The sequence below is a fragment of the Streptomyces sp. NPDC091972 genome, from assembly GCF_044756385.1.
In the GTDB taxonomy this organism is placed as follows: domain Bacteria; phylum Actinomycetota; class Actinomycetes; order Streptomycetales; family Streptomycetaceae; genus Streptomyces.
Genome location: NZ_JBIVSV010000012.1, coordinates 74,927 through 92,263, shown reverse-complemented (window position 1 = coordinate 92,263; position 17,337 = coordinate 74,927). Strand labels below are relative to the sequence as shown.

General features: G+C 69.4%; 13 protein-coding genes. 9 read left to right on the top strand and 4 right to left on the bottom strand.

The genetic code is table 11. The annotated features are described in order from the left end of the window. Positions 1-41 precede the first annotated feature (41 nt). The 8 genes from ACIQJT_RS30835 (at position 42) to ACIQJT_RS30800 (ending at position 10,612) form a co-directional block, all read left to right on the top strand. Complete coding sequence (locus ACIQJT_RS30835) at positions 42-977, top strand: carbohydrate ABC transporter permease (RefSeq protein ID WP_402649011.1); 936 nt, start codon at positions 42-44, stop codon at positions 975-977. Between the two features lie 17 nt (positions 978-994). After that, a complete protein-coding gene (locus ACIQJT_RS30830; RefSeq protein WP_053848896.1) occupies positions 995-1,918 on the top strand; it encodes a carbohydrate ABC transporter permease in 924 nt (307 codons plus the stop codon). A gap of 183 nt (positions 1,919-2,101) precedes the next feature. Beyond that, entirely contained in the window at positions 2,102-3,301 is a 1,200-nt protein-coding gene (locus ACIQJT_RS30825; RefSeq protein ID WP_053848895.1) for an ROK family transcriptional regulator, read from the top strand. A 133-nt stretch (positions 3,302-3,434) separates the two neighbouring features. Continuing rightward, positions 3,435-4,526 carry a sugar ABC transporter substrate-binding protein gene (locus ACIQJT_RS30820; RefSeq protein ID WP_053848901.1) on the top strand — a complete coding sequence of 364 codons (1,092 nt, stop codon included), beginning with the start codon at positions 3,435-3,437 and terminating at the stop codon, positions 4,524-4,526. Positions 4,527-4,818: 292 nt separating this feature from the next. Continuing rightward, positions 4,819-5,610, top strand: a complete 792-nt coding sequence (locus ACIQJT_RS30815) for an ATP-binding cassette domain-containing protein (RefSeq protein ID WP_365456740.1) — start codon at positions 4,819-4,821, stop codon at positions 5,608-5,610. Continuing rightward, positions 5,607-6,929 (top strand): ABC transporter permease subunit, encoded by a 1,323-nt coding sequence (locus ACIQJT_RS30810; RefSeq protein WP_365456743.1) that lies wholly within the window; start codon positions 5,607-5,609, stop codon positions 6,927-6,929. The genes ACIQJT_RS30815 and ACIQJT_RS30810 overlap by 4 nt, the downstream gene beginning before the upstream one ends. A gap of 135 nt (positions 6,930-7,064) precedes the next feature. Beyond that, positions 7,065-8,984 carry a 1-deoxy-D-xylulose-5-phosphate synthase gene (gene dxs, locus ACIQJT_RS30805; RefSeq protein WP_365456746.1) on the top strand — a complete coding sequence of 640 codons (1,920 nt, stop codon included), beginning with the start codon at positions 7,065-7,067 and terminating at the stop codon, positions 8,982-8,984. 143 nt (positions 8,985-9,127) lie between these two features. Further along, positions 9,128-10,612, top strand: a complete 1,485-nt coding sequence (locus ACIQJT_RS30800) for an amino acid permease (protein ID WP_402649006.1) — start codon at positions 9,128-9,130, stop codon at positions 10,610-10,612. A 148-nt stretch (positions 10,613-10,760) separates the two neighbouring features. On the opposite strand, the gene ACIQJT_RS30795 is transcribed toward ACIQJT_RS30800, so the two are convergent. Then, complete coding sequence (locus ACIQJT_RS30795) at positions 10,761-11,126, bottom strand: NTP pyrophosphohydrolase (RefSeq protein WP_402649003.1); 366 nt, start codon at positions 11,124-11,126, stop codon at positions 10,761-10,763. 70 nt (positions 11,127-11,196) lie between these two features. Here ACIQJT_RS30795 and ACIQJT_RS30790 point away from each other — a divergent pair, with 70 nt between their 5' ends. Next, the gene (locus ACIQJT_RS30790; RefSeq protein WP_402649000.1) at positions 11,197-12,225 is read left to right on the top strand and encodes a hypothetical protein; all 1,029 of its coding nucleotides are present in this window, start codon (positions 11,197-11,199) and stop codon (positions 12,223-12,225) included. An 86-nt stretch (positions 12,226-12,311) separates the two neighbouring features. Here the strand turns inward: ACIQJT_RS30790 and ACIQJT_RS30785 are convergent, their stop codons facing one another. The 3 genes from ACIQJT_RS30785 to ACIQJT_RS30775 form a co-directional block, all read right to left on the bottom strand. Continuing rightward, positions 12,312-14,438 (bottom strand): 3-hydroxyacyl-CoA dehydrogenase NAD-binding domain-containing protein, encoded by a 2,127-nt coding sequence (locus tag ACIQJT_RS30785; RefSeq protein WP_365456758.1) that lies wholly within the window; start codon positions 14,436-14,438, stop codon positions 12,312-12,314. Continuing rightward, positions 14,435-15,661 (bottom strand): acetyl-CoA C-acyltransferase, encoded by a 1,227-nt coding sequence (locus ACIQJT_RS30780; RefSeq protein ID WP_365456761.1) that lies wholly within the window; start codon positions 15,659-15,661, stop codon positions 14,435-14,437. The genes ACIQJT_RS30785 and ACIQJT_RS30780 overlap by 4 nt, the downstream gene beginning before the upstream one ends. A gap of 277 nt (positions 15,662-15,938) precedes the next feature. Beyond that, a complete protein-coding gene (locus ACIQJT_RS30775) occupies positions 15,939-17,219 on the bottom strand; it encodes an HRDC domain-containing protein (protein WP_402648996.1) in 1,281 nt (426 codons plus the stop codon). Positions 17,220-17,337: the final 118 nt, after the last annotated feature.

The window sequence follows — 17,337 nt, the reverse complement described above, 5'->3', positions numbered from 1 at the left end:
CACTCCGGCCCGGGAAGGGACACCAGGGGCAGGAATCGCCAATGCGCAAAGGGCAGTACAGGTTCGTCGGGGGATTTCTCTTCGCTCCCGTGGCGCTCTACCTGATCTTCGTGATCTGGCCCTACATCCAGACGATCGGCTATTCGCTGACCGACTGGAAGGGGCAGTCGCAGACGTTCAAGTTCATCGGCCTGGACAACTACAAGGCGCTGTTCCAGGACGACGTCTTCATGCAGGCCATCTGGCACAACATCCTGTTCCTGATCTTCATCCCGGTGATCACCATTCTGCTCGCCCTGTTCTTCGCGTTCATGCTGAACGCGGGCGGGCGCAGCAAGGCCGGCGGGGTGCGGGGAGTCGCCGGATCGCAGATCTACAAAGTCGTCTACTTCTTTCCGCAGGTGCTGTCGCTGGCGATCGTCGCCGTGCTGTTCAACGCGGTGTACCGCAGTGACGGCGGCGGTCTCCTCAACGGATTCCTGATCAAACTCGGCCTGGTCGACGCCGAGAATCCGATGGAATGGCTCAACGAGCCGAATCTGGTGCTGTGGATGCTGGTCATCGCCGTGGTCTGGCACGGCGTCGGCTTCTACCTGGTGCTGTTCTCGGCCGCCATGCAGTCCATCCCGAAGGACATCTACGAGGCCGCGCTGATCGACGGCGCGGGCCGCAACCAGTCCTTCTTCCGCATCACCCTGCCCCTGCTGTGGGACACCGTGCAGACCGCCTGGGTCTATCTGGGCATCGTCGCGATGGACATGTTCGTACTGGTGTCGTCGATGACCCAGAACATGGGCGCCTACGGCGGCGGCCCCGACCATCACAGCGACGTGATGTCGACGGTGATGATGCGCAACTTCCAGTACTTCGGCAAGAGCGGATACGCCTGTGCGATGGGCGTCGTCATGCTGCTGCTCACCCTGGTCCTGTCCGTGGTCATGCTGCGTGCCACCCGCCGCGACCGCGTCGAGTTCTGAGCGGGAGAGATACGACGATGAGCGCACCCATCAAGGAGACCGCCGCCGTCCCGGCCCAGCGGACCCCGGGCACCGCCCCGGTCCGCCCCGGCAGCGAACGCAGCGAGGGCGTCGTCCTGAACGCCTTCTCGCACGGCTTCCTCGCGCTGTGGGCCCTGCTGATCGTGCTGCCACTGCTGTGGCTGGTGCTCAGCTCCTTCAAGACCGACGCCCAGATCGGCGGCTCGGCCTTCGGCTGGCCGCAGAACTGGTCCCTGGACGTCTTCGGGCGGGCCTGGGACAAGGGCATCGGCGACTACTTCCTGAACACCGTCATCGTGCTGGTCTTCTCGGTACCGCTGACGATGCTGCTGGGCTCCATGGCCGCCTACGTCCTGGCGCGCTACGAGTTCTGGGGCAACAGGTTCCTGTACTTCTTCTTCGTCGCCGGCGCGATGTTCCCGGTGTTCCTGGCCCTGGTCCCGCTGTTCTTCATGGTGAAGCGGCTGGACATGCTGAACACCTACCAGGGGCTGATCCTGGTGTACGTCGCCTACTCGATGCCGTTCACGGTGTTCTTCATGCACGCGTTCTTCCGGACGCTGCCCACGGCCGTGTTCGAGGCCGCGGTCCTCGACGGCGCCTCGCACACCCGCACCTTCTTCCAGGTGATGCTGCCGATGGCGAAGCCGGGGCTGATCAGCGTCGGCATCTTCAACACCCTCGGCCAGTGGAACCAGTTCATCCTGCCCACGGTGCTGATGCAGCCGCAGAGCGGCGACGATCCGGAGCGCTATGTGCTCACCCAGGGACTGATCCAGCTCCAGCAGCAGATGGGGTACGCCTCGGACCTTCCGGTGCTCTTCGCGGGGGTGACCATCGCCATGATCCCCATGCTGGTGGTGTACCTGTCCTTCCAGCGCCAGGTGCAGGCGGGCCTGACTTCGGCGACCCTGAAGTAGCGCTCCGCGAGCGCACGGCGGCGCACCGTTCCCGGCTTCGGTGACGGTGCGCTCACGTGTGCCCTACGCCCCGGATACTGTTCAACCTCTTGACGGGAGGCGACCCGAACGGCTCAGCTTAGAGTTCACTAGTTGGACATAGACGGGGCCTCATTGGTGCGGTCCCGCGCGCAGGAGGTCGTCGTGGAGACTCCGGGGTCGCAGTCGTCACTGCATCGGGCCAACCTGGAACGGGTCGTCCGAGCCGTCCGGCTGGCCGGGTCGCTCACGCAGGCGGAGATCGCACGGACCACGGGACTGTCCGCCGCGACCGTCTCCAACATCGTCCGCGAGCTCAAGGACGGCGGAACCGTCGAGGTCACGCCCACGTCGGCGGGTGGCCGGCGGGCCCGTGCGGTCTCCCTGAGCGGAGACGCGGGCATCGTCATAGGAGTGGACTTCGGGCACACCCATTTGCGCGTCGCGGTCGGGAACCTCGCCCATCAGGTGCTCGCCGAGGAGTCCGAGCCGCTGGACGTGGACGCCTCCTCCAGTCAGGGCTTCGACCGGGCGGAGCAGCTCGTCACCCGGCTGATCGAGGCGACCGGCGTGGACCGCTCGAAGATCGCCGGGGTGGGCCTCGGCGTGCCCGGGCCGATCGACGTGGAGTCGGGCTCCCTGGGCTCCTCCGCCATCCTGCCGGGCTGGATCGGCACCAAGCCCGCCGAGGAGCTCCAGGAACGGCTCGGCGTGCCCGTCCACGTGGACAACGACGCCAATCTCGGCGCCCTCGGCGAGCTGGTCTGGGGCAGCGGCCGGGGGGTGCGCGACCTGGCGTACATCAAGGTCGCGAGCGGTGTCGGGGCGGGCCTGGTGATCAGCGGCAAGATCTACCGGGGCCCGGGTGGCACAGCGGGAGAAATCGGGCATATTACTCTTGATGAGTCCGGCCCCGTCTGCCGTTGCGGCAACCGTGGCTGCCTGGAGACGTTTGCGGCCGCGCGCTATGTGCTGCCGCTGCTCCAGTCCAGCCACGGCACCGATCTCACCATGGAAGGCGTTGTTCGACTCGCGCGGGACGGAGACCCTGGCTGCCGTCGGGTGATCGCCGACGTCGGCCGACACATCGGCAGTGGAGTCGCCAATCTCTGCAATTTGCTGAACCCGAGCCGAGTCGTCCTGGGCGGTGATCTCGCCGAGGCCGGTGAGCTGGTGCTCGGACCGATCCGGGAGTCCGTCGGCCGCTACGCGATCCCCAGTGCGGCACGTCAACTGTCCGTGCTTCCAGGGGCACTTGGAGGTCGTGCGGAGGTGCTCGGAGCACTCGCCCTCGCCCTCAGCGAGATGGGTGATTCGACCCTTTTGGACAGCACGCTGCACGCTGCGGCGCCTGCGTTCACTTAGAGAACGCACGACGTCGTTGCCATCTCGTTAAGTATTTACTTCTTGACGTCGCACGTGTGGCCGAGTTGACTTCCAGCCACCTCGGCCGCAACGACGCGGCCTCGTCAGGGAGGTTTCTCAAGTGAACACGCTCATGCGTCGTGCCGCCGTGTCCGTAGCGATCTCGGCCCTCGCCGTCTCGGTCGCCGCCTGTGGCAAGGCCGGCGACGACGACAACGGCAGTGACAGCAGCAGCTCCGGTGCCGGCGGCAAGTCCATCGGTCTGCTCCTGCCCGACAACGTCACCGCGCGGTACGAGAAGTTCGACAAGCCGTACTTCGAGGCGAAGGTCAAGGAGCTGTGCAGCGACTGCACCGTCTCCTACGCCAACGCCGCGGCCGACCCGGCCAAGCAGGCCCAGCAGATGAGCAGCATGGTGACCAAGGGCGTCAAGGTCATCGTCGTCTCCGCCCAGGACTCCGCCGCCATCAAGTCCTCCATCGCCTCCGCGGTGAGCAAGGGCGTCAAGGTCGTCGCGTACGACCGTCTGGCCCAGGGCCCGGTCTCCGCGTACGTCTCCTTCGACAACGTCAAGGTCGGCGAGCTCCAGGGCCAGGCCCTGCTCGACGCCCTCGGCTCCAAGGCGACCCCCAAGGCCAACGTCGTCATGATCAACGGTGACGAGGCCGACCCGAACGCCGCGCAGTTCAAGGAAGGCGCGCACAAGGTCCTCGACGGCAAGGTCAAGATCGCCTACGAGCAGTCCGGCCTGTGGAAGGACACCGTCGCCGCGCAGAAGATGTCCGCGGCCATCACGCAGCTCGGTGCCAAGAACATCGCGGGCGTCTACGCCGCCAACGACGGCATGGCCGGTGGTATCGCCAACACCCTCAAGGGCGCCGGCATCAGCAACATCCCGCTGACCGGTCAGGACGCCGAGCTCGCCGCCATCCAGCGGATCGTCGCCGGCACCCAGTCGGCCACCATCTACAAGCCCTACAAGGGCGAGGCCGACAACGCCGCCGAGCTCGCGGTCAACCTGCTCCAGGGCAAGGACATCAAGTCCCTCGCCGACACCGAGGTCACCAGCGGCTCCGGCGACAAGGTCCAGGCGAAGCTCCTGACCCCGGTCTCGGTCACCGTGAAGAACATCAAGGACACGGTCGTCAAGGACGGTCTGTACACCGTCGCCGACATCTGCACCGCGGACTACGCCGCCGCGTGCAAGAAGGCCGGCCTTCAGTAGGTCCCGCTGAGCCACCGGGGCGAGTCCTTCGACGGACCTGCCCCGGCAGGCAGGCACAGAGCCTGTCCGGCGCCCGCACCGCCTTCATACCCCGCTGCGGGGCGGGCGCCGGACGGAAGCACGACGGACGCAGCCGTTGCCAAGAGGCACCGGCCGCGCGCATGTTCGACTAGTAAATCCGTGCTCACGACACAACTCGTCAGTCGAGTGCTACGAGCCTGAGTGTCCCGAGCACAACCCCTCCGCGCCTTACCCCAAGCGCGGCATCCCCGCCGGTCAGGCGGCGAAGGAGATGGTTCACGTGTCCGCTACGCCCGTGCTGGCGTTGCGCGGAGTCTCCAAGCGATTCGGTGCGGTGCAGGCCCTCACCGATGTCGAACTGGAGGTCCACGCCGGAGAAGTGGTCGCCCTGGTCGGCGACAACGGCGCCGGAAAGTCCACGCTGGTCAAGACGATCGCCGGTGTCCACCCCATCGATGAGGGTGTCATCGAGTGGGACGGCAACCCGGTCAGCATCAACAAGCCGCACGACGCCCAGGGACTCGGCGTCGCGACGGTCTACCAGGACCTCGCCCTGTGCGACAACCTCGACGTGGTCGGCAACCTCTACCTCGGACGCGAGCTGCTGCACCGCGGCATCATCGACGAGGTCACGATGGAGAAGAAGGCCCGCGAGCTGCTGAGCACGCTCTCCATCCGCATCCCGAGCGTGCGCATCCCGATCGCGAGTCTGTCCGGCGGTCAGCGCCAGGTCGTCGCCATCGCGCGCGCCCTGATCGGCGACCCCAAGGTCGTCATCCTGGACGAGCCCACCGCCGCCCTCGGTGTCGAGCAGACCGCACAGGTCCTCGACCTCGTCGAGCGGCTGCGCGAGCGCAACCTCGGCGTCATCCTCATCAGCCACAACATGGCCGACGTGAAGGCTGTCGCCGACACGGTCGCCGTGCTGCGTCTGGGCAGGAACAACGGCTCCTTCCCGGTGAAGGACACCAGTCAGGAAGAGATCATCTCCGCCATCACCGGTGCCACGGACAACGCCGTGACCCGTCGTGCGGGGCGTCGCAGCACGGAGGCCGCGAAGTGAGCGACACATCCAAGGTTTCCAAGGCGGACGCGGCGGAGGGGCAGCAGTCCACCGTCGCCCCGGCCGACGACCCCACCGCCGCGTCGATCGCCGTCGTCGATCCCCGGCTGCTGGTCCGTGAAGAAGGCTTCAAGGGCTACTGGACCGAGTTCACGCGCAAGGTCAAGGGCGGTGAGCTGGGCTCCCTGCCGGTGGTGATCGGTCTGATCATCATCTGGACGATCTTCCAGCTCCAGAACGACCGCTTCCTGAGCGCCGACAACCTCTCCAACATCAGCTACTACCTGTCGGCCACCGGCATGCTCGCCATCGGCCTGGTGTTCGTCCTGCTGCTCGGCGAGATCGACCTGTCGGTCGGCTCGGTCAGCGGTCTGGCGTCCACCCTGTTCGCGGTGTTCGTCGTCGAACACGGCATGAACCCCTGGCTGTCGCTGGTCCTGGCGGTCATCACCGGTATCGTCGTCGGCGCCCTGCACGGCTGGTTCTTCGCGAAGATCGGTGTGCCGGCGTTCGTCGTCACCCTGGCCGGCTTCCTCGGCTGGAACGGTCTGATGCTGTGGCTGCTGGGCTCCAGCGGCACCATCAACATCCCGTCCGACTCGGGCCCGGTCCACCTGCTGGGCCAGAACTCGTTCTTCATGGACCAGGCCATCATCGGCGCGTACCTGCTGGCCGGTCTCGGTGTCGTCCTGACCCTCGTCGGGAACTTCGGCGAGCAGCGCCGCCGCAAGGCCGCGGGCGTGCCCTTCCGGCCGACCAGCGAGATCCTGGTGCGCGTCGGCGCGCTCGCGGTGGCGTCCTTCGTCACGGCGGCGGTGCTGAACGACTCCTCCGGTGTCACCAACGCCCTGGTGATCTTCCTGGCCGCCCTGGTGATCGTGGACTTCGTGCTGCGCCGCACCACGTACGGCCGCAAGGTCTTCGCGGTCGGCGGCGGCATCGAGGCGGCCCGCCGTGCCGGTATCAACGTGCCGATGATCCGGATCACCGTGTTCGCCATCTCCGGCGGCTTCGCGGCGATCGGCGGCATGTTCTTCGCCGGTCAGACCGCCAGCGCCACGCTGAGCGCCGGTGGCGGCAACACCCTGATGCTCGCCATCGCGGCGGCCGTCATCGGTGGTACCTCGCTGTTCGGCGGCCGCGGCTCCGTGTGGTCCGCGCTGCTGGGCATGCTGGTCATCCAGTCGATCCAGACGGGTCTGGACCTGCTGAACATGAACCAGTCCATCCAGTACATGATCACCGGTGGTGTTCTGCTGGGCGCGGTCGTCATCGACTCGGTGTCCCGAAGGTCCCAGAAGGCCGCCGGTCGCGGATAACACCGCAGGGCAGCGCCCTTCCGGCTCGATCGTCTTGCCCGGCACCCGCGAGGTGCCGGGCAAGACTGTTGTCGTAGGACATTAGACTCGACACGCCCGGCAAAGCTCGATCAGCTCTAATGCAAGGAGGCACGGGTGCCGCTGCTGACCCGTATCAGGGGACCGCGCGATCTGGACCGGCTCAGCCTTGAGGAGCTGGACCAGCTGGCGGAGGAGATCAGGAGCTTCCTCGTCGGCGCCGTCTCCAAGACCGGCGGCCACCTCGGCCCCAACCTCGGTGTGGTCGAGCTGACCATCGCGCTGCACCGGGTCTTCGACTCGCCCAAGGACCGGGTGCTCTTCGACACAGGGCACCAGGCGTACGTGCACAAGCTGCTCACCGGACGCCACGACTTCTCGAAGCTGCGCTCCAAGGGCGGCCTGTCCGGCTACCCCTCGCGCGCCGAGTCCGAGCACGACGTCATCGAGAACAGCCACGCCTCCACGGTCCTCGGCTGGGCCGACGGGCTCGCCAAGGCCAACCAGGTGCTCAAACGGGACGACCACGTCGTCGCCGTCATCGGTGACGGCGCCCTGACCGGCGGAATGGCCTGGGAGGCGCTGAACAACATCGCCGACGCCAAGGACCGCCCGCTCGTCATCGTCGTCAACGACAACGAGCGCTCCTACGCGCCGACCATCGGCGGCCTCGCGAACCACCTGGCGACCCTGCGCACCACCGACGGCTACGAGCGCTTCCTGGCCCGCGGCAAGGACCTCCTGGAGCGCACCCCGGTCGTCGGCCGCCCGCTCTACGAGACCCTGCACGGCGCCAAGAAGGGCCTCAAGGACTTCATCGCGCCCCAGGGCATGTTCGAGGACCTCGGCCTGAAGTACGTCGGCCCCATCGACGGCCACGACATCGAGGCGCTGGAGTCGGCGCTGGCCCGCGCCAAGCGGTTCAACGGCCCGGTGATCGTGCACTGCCTCACCGAGAAGGGCCGCGGCTACGAGCCCGCCGAGCAGGACGAGGCCGACCGCTTCCACGGCATCGGCCCCATCCACCCCGACACCGGCCTGCCCATCAAGGCCGCCGCCGCGAGCTGGACCTCCGTCTTCGGCGACGAGATGGTCAAGCTGGGCCAGGAGCGCGAGGACATCGTCGCCATCACCGCGGCCATGCTCCAGCCGGTCGGCCTGAAGAAGTTCGCGGACACCTTCCCGGACCGCATCTACGACGTCGGCATCGCCGAACAGCACGCCGCCGTGTCCGCGGCGGGCCTGGCCACCGGTGGGCTGCACCCCGTCTTCGCCGTCTACGCCACCTTCCTCAACCGCGCCTTCGACCAGGTCCTCATGGACGTCGCCCTGCACAAGTGCGGGGTGACCTTCGTCCTCGACCGGGCCGGCGTCACCGGCGACGACGGCGCCTCGCACAACGGCATGTGGGACATGTCGATGCTCCAGGTCGTGCCCACGCTCCGGCTCGCCGCCCCGCGCGACGCCGAGCAGCTGCGCGCCCAGCTGCGCGAGGCCGTCCAGGTCGACGACGCGCCGACCGTGCTGCGCTACTCCAAGGGCGTCGTGGGCCCCGCCGTACCCGCGGTGGGCACCGTCGGCTCCATGGACGTGCTGCGCGAGCCGGGGACGGACAGGCCCGACGTGCTCCTCGTCTCCGTCGGCGCCCTCGCCCCGATGTGCCTGGAGATCGCCGCCCTCCTCGACAAGCAGGGCATCTCCACCACCGTCGTCGACCCGCGCTGGGTCAAGCCCGTCGACGAGGCCATGGCCCCGCTCGCGGAGCGGCACCGCGTGGTCGTCACCGTCGAGGACAACAGCCGCGTCGGCGGAGTCGGCTCGGCGATCGCACAGGCCCTGCGCGACGCGGGCGTCGACGTCCCGCTGCGCGACTTCGGCATCCCGCCGCGCTTCCTCGACCACGCCTCCCGCGCCGAGATCATGGCGGAGATCGGGCTCACCGCCCCCGACATCGCCCGCCAGGTCACCGGCCTGGTCTCGAAGCTGGACGGCCGGTACGACAGCGCCCCGGCCGAGGCGCAGCCCGCCCGCGACTGACGCCCCGGTACGCCCGAACGGGCCGGTCACGCCACTCTTGACAGTGGCGTGACCGGCCCGTTCGCGTGAATCCCGCCGTGCCGGGGCATACGACCTACGCCCCCTCTCGATCATGTCGAGGACGACACAGCGTGGGAGGTCCCGTGAGCAGCACCCTCTTCCGGACGAAGAAGGTCGAGCAGTCCATCCTCGATACCGAGGAGCCAGAGCACGCGCTCAAGAAGTCCTTGTCCGCGCTGGATCTGACCGTCTTCGGCGTCGGTGTGATCATCGGCACCGGCATCTTCGTCCTGACCGGCACCGTCGCCAAGAACAACGCCGGCCCGGCGGTCGCCCTGGCCTTCGTCGTGGCCGGCGTCGTCTGCGCGCTCGCCGCGCTCTGCTACGCCGAGTTCGCCTCCACCGTCCCGGTGGCCGGCTCGGCGTACACCTTCAGTTACGCCTCCCTCGGCGAACTGCCCGCCTGGATCATCGGCTGGGACCTGGTCCTGGAGTTCGCGCTGGGCACGGCGGTGGTGTCCGTCGGCTGGTCCGGCTACATCGCCTCGCTGCTGGACAACGCGGGCTGGCACCTGCCGGCGGCGCTCGGCAGCAGGGACGGGGCCGACGGCTTCGGCTTCGACATCCTGGCCGCCGCGCTCGTCCTGGTGCTCACCGGCATCCTCGTGCTCGGCACCAAGCTCTCCGCGCGGGTGACCTCGCTGGTCGTGGCCGTCAAGGTGACGGTCGTGCTGACCGTGATCATCGCCGGTGCCTTCTTCGTCAAGGGCGACAACTACCACCCGTTCGTCCCGAAGGCGCAGGACGTGCCGGCCGGCGACAGTCTCCAGTCGCCGCTGATCCAGCTCATGTTCGGCTGGGCGCCCTCCAACTTCGGCGTGATGGGCATCTTCACCGCCGCCTCCGTCGTCTTCTTCGCCTTCATCGGCTTCGACGTCGTCGCCACGGCCGCCGAGGAGACCAGGAACCCGCAGCGCGACATGCCCCGCGGCATCCTCGGCTCCCTCCTCATCTGCACCACCCTCTACGTGGCGGTGTCGATCGTCGTGACCGGCATGCAGAAGTACACGGACCTGTCGATCACGGCCCCGCTCGCGGACGCCTTCAAGGCCACCGGCCACCCCTGGTTCGCGGGCTTCATCAGCTTCGGCGCGGCGGTCGGCCTCACGACGGTGTGCATGATCCTGCTGCTGGGCCAGACCCGGGTCTTCTTCGCGATGAGCCGGGACGGACTGCTGCCCACGTTCTTCTCCCACGTCCACCCGAAGTTCCGCACCCCGCACCGCCCGACCATCCTGCTCGGCGTGATCATCGCGATCGTCGCCGGCTTCACGCCCCTGAGCGAGCTCGCCGAACTGGTCAACATCGGCACCCTGTTCGCGTTCGTGGTCGTCGCCATCGGCGTGATCATCCTCCGCAAGTCCCGCCCCGACCTGCCCCGGGCCTTCCGCACCCCGTGGGTGCCGGTCATCCCGATCCTGTCGGTGGCCGCCTCCCTCTGGCTGATGCTCAACCTGCCGGCGGAGACGTGGCTGCGGTTCGCCGTCTGGATGGTGCTCGGGTTCGCCGTGTACTTCCTGTACGGCCGGACGCACAGCCGCCTCAACCAGCGGGCCGAGACGGAGTAGCTCCAGGGAACAGAGGGCGGCTGCGGGTCGCCAGGGGTTGGTCCCAGCAGACGTCGCCTGCACCCACCCAGGGGCGCGGGGAACTGCGCGACCAGCCACAACGCACCCGCGGCCGCCCCACGACAGGGCGCGGCACACCCACAGGCGCTCAGGGACGAACCGTCCGCGGGCCCGCCACCTCCGCCCCCAACTCCCCGACCCTGCGCCGCAGTTCACGGTCCGCGGTGACCACCAGCACCGGCCGTCCGCCCGCCCGCGCGACCAGCTCCACCATGTGGTCGTCGCCGCTCCCCGGGGCCGACTCCACCCGCACCCCCGGCACGGAGGCCACTCCCCGGGCCGCCCCCTCCACCACCAGCACGATCTCCAGCGGTCCGTCCCGCCCCGGCATCCCGTCCACCGCCAGCCGGTCCCGCAGCCGCTCCGCCGCCCCCCGCCGGTCCCGCCACCACCCGTCCGGCACCGACCCGACGACGTTCGCGGCATCCACGACGACCAGCAGCACGTCACTCATGCCCCCAGCGTCCCACGCCCGGCCCGCCCGAGGACGGCGCCGGCCGCCGGATTAGAGTGGAGCCGTGTCAATGGTCCGTACAGTGAACGGCGACTGGCTCATCCGCGCCCGCGACGGCCGACTCGGCGTCTACGCCACCCGTGACGACGCGGTGTGGTGCAGGGCGGAACGCCGCCCGGGCGGCGACACCTGGCTGCCCTGGCGCAAGGTCGGCGGCGACCAGCGCCTGCACCCCGGACTCGCCGTGGGACACGGCTCCGACGGCTACGCGCACCTCGTGTCCTGGCGGCCCACCAAGGCCCAGGAAGCGGGCCTCGTCCACTCCACGCACTTCCGCGTCCACCTCGCCGCCCTCGACTGGAACCCGGTCGGCCACCCCGACAGAGCCGGCGCGCGCACCGGCATGCCCGCCGTGGCCGTCGACGCGGAGGGCCGCGCCCACGTCTTCGTCCGCGACCGCGGCCACGGCGTACGCGCCCTCATCCAGAAGGAGCGCGGCGGCTGGAACGCCTGGGCCGACCTCGGCGGGACCGACGTGCACGAGCAACTCACCGCCGTGACGGGGGAGTCGGGCCGCGTCGAGCTGTACGGCACCAGTCCGGCGGGCATCCTGCGCTGGCTCCCGGGGGAGGCGGGGGCGCCCCCCGTCCCGGCCGACCCGCTGCCGGTGCGCGTGGAGCCGGGCACGCTCAGCGCGCTGCCCACCTCCAAGGAGCACACCACGCTGTTCTTCGCGGACCCCGAGGGCATGCTCCACGCCTGGCGTCCGGACACGGAACCCGTTCCGCTGCTCGCGGCGGCCGGGCCCGGCCCCGCGGCGCTGCTGCGCTGCACCCTGGAGGGCCACGACTGCACCCTGCTCGCCCAGCGTTCGGCTTCCGGCCGGGTCGCCTTCGCCGCGTGTCCGACGGAGCAGGAGTCGGCGGGCCTGTGGTGGACGGAGTCCGGTCCGCAGGTTCCGGCGGGCACGGCCGTGGCCCTCGCCGAGGACGCGGACGGCCGTGTCACCGCCGCCACGGTGACCCCTGACGGGGACCTGCGGATCGCCCGGCAGAAGGACGAGCCGGGACTGGCCCTCGCGGCCTGGCAGGAGGTCTGAGCCCCTGCCGGCCCCGTCCGGTGCACGGTGTACGACAAGGGCCCCCGCCGCGGCGGGGGCCCTCTTCAGGGTCGTACGCGGAACGCTTACGCCGGAACCGACGCCACGCCCGGAGCCAGGAACTTCTTGCCGTTCACGCGCTCGGAGACGCCCTCGCGGTCCAGGTACGGCGTGATGCCGCCCAGGTGGAAGGGCCAGCCGGCGCCCGTGATCAGGCAGAGGTCGATGTCCTGGGCCTCGGCGACGACACCCTCGTCGAGCATGAGCCCGATCTCCTGGGCGACGGCGTCCAGGACGCGCTCGCGGACCTGCTCCTCGGACAGGACGACATCGCCCTGCTTGAGGAGCGCGGCGACCTCCGGGTCGAGCTCCGGCTTGCCGGAGTCGTAGACGTAGAAGCCGCGCTTGCCGGCCTTGACGACCGCCGCGAGGTTCGGGGAGACCGTGAAGCGGTCCGGGAAGGCCCGGTTAAGGGTCTCCGAGACGTGCAGACCGATCGCGGGACCGACCAGCTCCAGGAGGACGAGCGGGGACATCGGCAGGCCGAGCGGCTCCACCGCCTTCTCCGCCACGGCCACCGGGGTGCCCTCGTCGATGACGTTCTGGATCTCGCCCATGAAGCGGGTGAGGATGCGGTTCACGACGAACGCCGGGGCGTCCTTGACCAGCACCGCGGTCTTCTTCAGCTTCTTGGCGACGGCGAACGCCGTGGCCAGCGAGGCGTCGTCGGTCTGCTCACCGCGGACGATCTCCAGCAGCGGGAGGATCGCGACCGGGTTGAAGAAGTGGAAGCCCACGACCCGCTCGGGGTTCTTCAGCTTCGACGCCATCTCCGTGACGGAGAGGGAGGAGGTGTTGGTGGCGAGGATCGCGTGCGCCGGGGCGACCGCCTCGACCTCCGCGAACACCTGCTGCTTGACGCCGATCTCCTCGAACACGGCCTCGATGATGAAGTCCGCGTCGGAGAAGCCCTCCGCCTTGTCCAGCACACCGGTGACCAGGGCCTTGAGACGGTTGGCCTTGTCCTGGTTGATACGGCCCTTGCCGAGCAGCTTCTCGATCTCGGCGTGGACGTAGCCCACACCCTTGTCGACGCGCTCCTGGTCGATGTCGGTCAGGACGACCGGCACCTCCAGGCGGCGCAGGAAGAGCAGCGCGAGCTGGGAGGCCATCAGACCGGCGCCGACGACACCGACCTTGGTGACCGGGCGGGCCAGGTTCTTGTCCGGGGCACCCGCGGGACGCTTGCCGCGCTTCTGCACCAGGTTGAACGCGTAGATGCCGGAGCGCAGTTCGCCACCCATGATCAGGTCGGCGAGGGCCTGGTCCTCGGCGTCGAAGCCCTGCTGGAGGTCGCCGTTCTTGGCGGCCTCGATGATGTCCAGGGCGCGGTAGGCGGCCGGAGCGGCCCCGTGCACCTTGGAGTCCGCGATGAAACGGCCCTTGGCGACGGCCTGGTCCCAGGCCTCGCCGCGGTCGATCGCCGGGCGCTCGATGGCGATCTCGCCCTTGAGGACGGACGCCGTCCACAGCAGGGACTGCTCCAGGAAGTCCGCGCCCTCGAACAGCGCGTCGGCGATGCCCAGTTCGTAGACCTGAGCGCCCTTGAGCTGCTTGTTCTGGTTGAGGGAGTTCTCGATGATGACCGAGACGGCCTTCTCGGCGCCGATCAGGTTCGGCAGCAGGGTGCAGCCGCCCCAGCCGGGGACCAGTCCGAGGAAGACCTCGGGGAGCGAGAAGGCGGGCAGGGCCGCGGAGACCGTGCGGTAGGTGCAGTGCAGACCGACCTCGACGCCACCGCCCATCGCCGCGCCGTTGTAGTACGCGAAGGTCGGCACCGCGATGCCCGCGAGGCGCTTGAAGACCTCGTGGCCGCCCTTGCCGATGGCCAGCGCGTCCTTGTGCTCCTTGAGGAGCTCGACGCCCTTGAGGTCGGCGCCGACGGCGAAGATGAACGGCTTGCCGGTGATGCCGACACCGACGATCTCGCCGGCCGACGCCTCCTTCTCGACCTGGTCGATGGCGGTGTTCAGGTTCGCCAGCGACGCCGGGCCGAAGGTGGTCGGCTTGGTGTGGTCGAAGCCGTTGTCCAGCGTGATGAGCGCGAAGCGCCCCGCGTTGAACGGCAGGTCCAGGTGGCGTACGTGCGCCTGGGTGACGACCTCGTCCGGGAACAGCTCGGCCGCACCCTTCAAGAGCTCAGTGGTGCTCACTTGCTGCCTCCGGCGTCCTTGTGGTTCGGGTTCTCCCAGATGACCGTCGCGCCCATGCCGAAGCCGACGCACATGGTGGTCAGGCCGTAGCGGACCTCGGGCTGCTCCTCGAACTGGCGGGCCAGCTGCGTCATCAGACGCACACCCGAGGAGGCCAGCGGGTGACCGAAGGCGATGGCGCCGCCGTACTGGTTGACGCGCTCGTCGTCGTCCGCGATGCCGTAGTGCTCCAGGAAAGCCAGGACCTGGACCGCGAAGGCCTCGTTGATCTCGAAGAGACCGATGTCGGAGATGGACAGACCCGCCTGGGCGAGCGCCTTCTCGGTGGCCGGGATCGGGCCGTAGCCCATGACCTCCGGCTCGACACCCGCGAAGGAGTAGGAGACCAGGCGCATCTTGACCGGGAGGTCGTTCTCCCGGGCGAAGTCCTCGGAGGCGATCAGGGAGGCGGTGGCACCGTCGTTCAGACCGGCCGCGTTGCCGGCGGTGACCCGGCCGTGGACGCGGAACGGGGTCTTCAGACCGGCGAGGTTCTCCAGCGTGGTCCCCGGGCGCATCGGCTCGTCGGCGGTGACCAGGCCCCAGCCCGTCTCACCGGCCTCCGGGTTGGTGCGGCGCACCGAGATCGGCACCAGGTCGGCCTGGATCTTGCCGTTGGCGTAGGCCTTGGCGGCCTTCTCCTGGGAGCGCACGGCGTACTCGTCGGCGCGCTGCTTGGTGATCGTCGGGTAGCGGTCGTGCAGGTTCTCGGCGGTCATGCCCATGAACAGGGCGGACTCGTCGACGAGCTTCTCGCTCACGAACCGCGGGTTCGGGTCCACGCCCTCGCCCATGGGGTGACGGCCCATGTGCTCGACACCACCGGCGATGGCGATGTCGTAGGCACCGAAGGCGACCGAACCGGCGACCGTGGTGACGGCGGTCAGCGCGCCGGCGCACATGCGGTCGATGGAGTAACCGGGCACCGACTGCGGCAGACCGGCGAGGATGCCCGCCGTGCGGCCGATGGTCAGGCCCTGGTCGCCGATCTGCGTGGTCGCGGCGATGGCGACCTCGTCGATCTTCTTGGGGTCGAGACCGGGGTTGCGGCGCAGCAGCTCCCGGATCGCCTTCACGACGAGGTCGTCGGCGCGGGTCTCGTGGTAGATGCCCTTCGGGCCCGCCTTGCCGAACGGGGTGCGGACGCCGTCGACGAAGACGACGTCCCTGACGGTACGAGGCACGATGGCTCTCCTCCAGATGCGGGATCTGCACTGCTGCGATGCGCTGAGCGCGCGCTCAGGACCCATGCTACTTATGAGTAACGTGACTGCCCACCCCTGGAGGCGGGAGCGGCGAAGGTCACACCGCGCAAGGCGCCGTGGAGCCCCGCGGTGTCGGCACCGGAGCGGGCACCGGGTGATCCTGCCCTCGGAAGATCTTGGCGCGATCTCGACGTCGCTGTTCCGCTTCAAGGGCCCCGGCCCGCAGCCGCCACGCCCCGGCAACCGTCCCCGGCGGCTAGGCGGACAGCGCGGCCACCAGCACAGGAGTCACCTGCTCGACCTGCCAGGCCCGAGCACCCAATGCCGCCAGCGCCGCCCCGACGGACTCCGCACTGACCACGGCGGGCGGCTCCCAGCACACCCTGCGCACGGTGTCCGGGGTGATCAGGTTCTCCTGGGGCATGTTCAGCGTCTCGGCCAGCGCGGACACAGCGGCCCGCGCAGCGGACAACCTCGCGGCCGCCGCGGGGTCCTTGTCGGCCCACGCCCGCGGCGGCGGGGGCCCCGTCACCGGCTGCCCGGGCTGCGGCAACTGCGTCTCGGGGAGGGCCCTGGCCCGGTCGACGGCGGCCTGCCACTGCTCCAGCTGCCGTCGGCCCATCCGGTGCCCGAAGCCGTTCAGCGCGGCCAGCGCGTGCACGTTGGCCGGCAGGGCGAGCGCCGCCTCGACGATCGCCGCGTCGGACAGCACCTTGCCGGGCGACACGTCCCGCCGCTGGGCGATCCGGTCCCGTGCCTCCCACAGCTCCCGCACGACGGCCAACTGCCGACGCCGCCGTACCTTGTGCATCCCGGAGGTCCGGCGCCAGGGGTCCTTGCGCGGCTCGGCCGGCGGGGCCGACGCGATCGCGTCGAACTCCTCGAGCGCCCACTCCAGCTTCCCCTGCCGGTCGAGCTCCTTCTCCAGCGCGTCCCGCAGGTCGACGAGGAGCTCCACGTCGAGGGCGGCGTAGCGCAGCCAGGGCTCGGGCAGCGGGCGGGTCGACCAGTCGACGGCCGAGTGCCCCTTCTCCAGCGTGAAGCCCAGCACTCCCTCGACCATCGCGCCGAGCCCGACCCGGGGGAACCCGGCGATCCGTCCGGCCAGCTCGGTGTCGAAGAGGCGCGAGGGGACCATGCCTATCTCGCGCAGGCACGGCAGGTCCTGGGTGGCGGCGTGCAGCACCCACTCCACACCGGAGAGCGCCTCGCCCAGGCCCGAGAGGTCGGGACAGGCCACGGGGTCGATCAGCGCGGTCCCCGCTCCCGCGCGGCGGAGCTGCACGAGATAGGCGCGCTGTCCGTAGCGGTAGCCGGACGCCCGCTCGGCGTCGACGGCGACAGGGCCGGATCCGGCGGCGAACGCGGCGATCACCTCGGCGAGCGAGTCCTCGTCGGCGATGACGGGCGGAATGCCCTCACGCGGCTCCAGCAGAGGGATCGGAGCCTCCGCGACAGAAGATCCGCCATCGTCCGGAGGGCCGCCTCCGGTGGTTCGCAGTGGAACGTCTGCTGCGGTCTCTTGGGCGTCGGTCACCTGTCAAGGGTATCTGTGTATGGACAGCGCCTGCCGACGGAACGTTCCGTCGGCAGGCGCCTGGGGGTCGTAAACCAGTCAGCCCGGTGAAAGGCCTGGTTCACGTCCGTGAACAGTG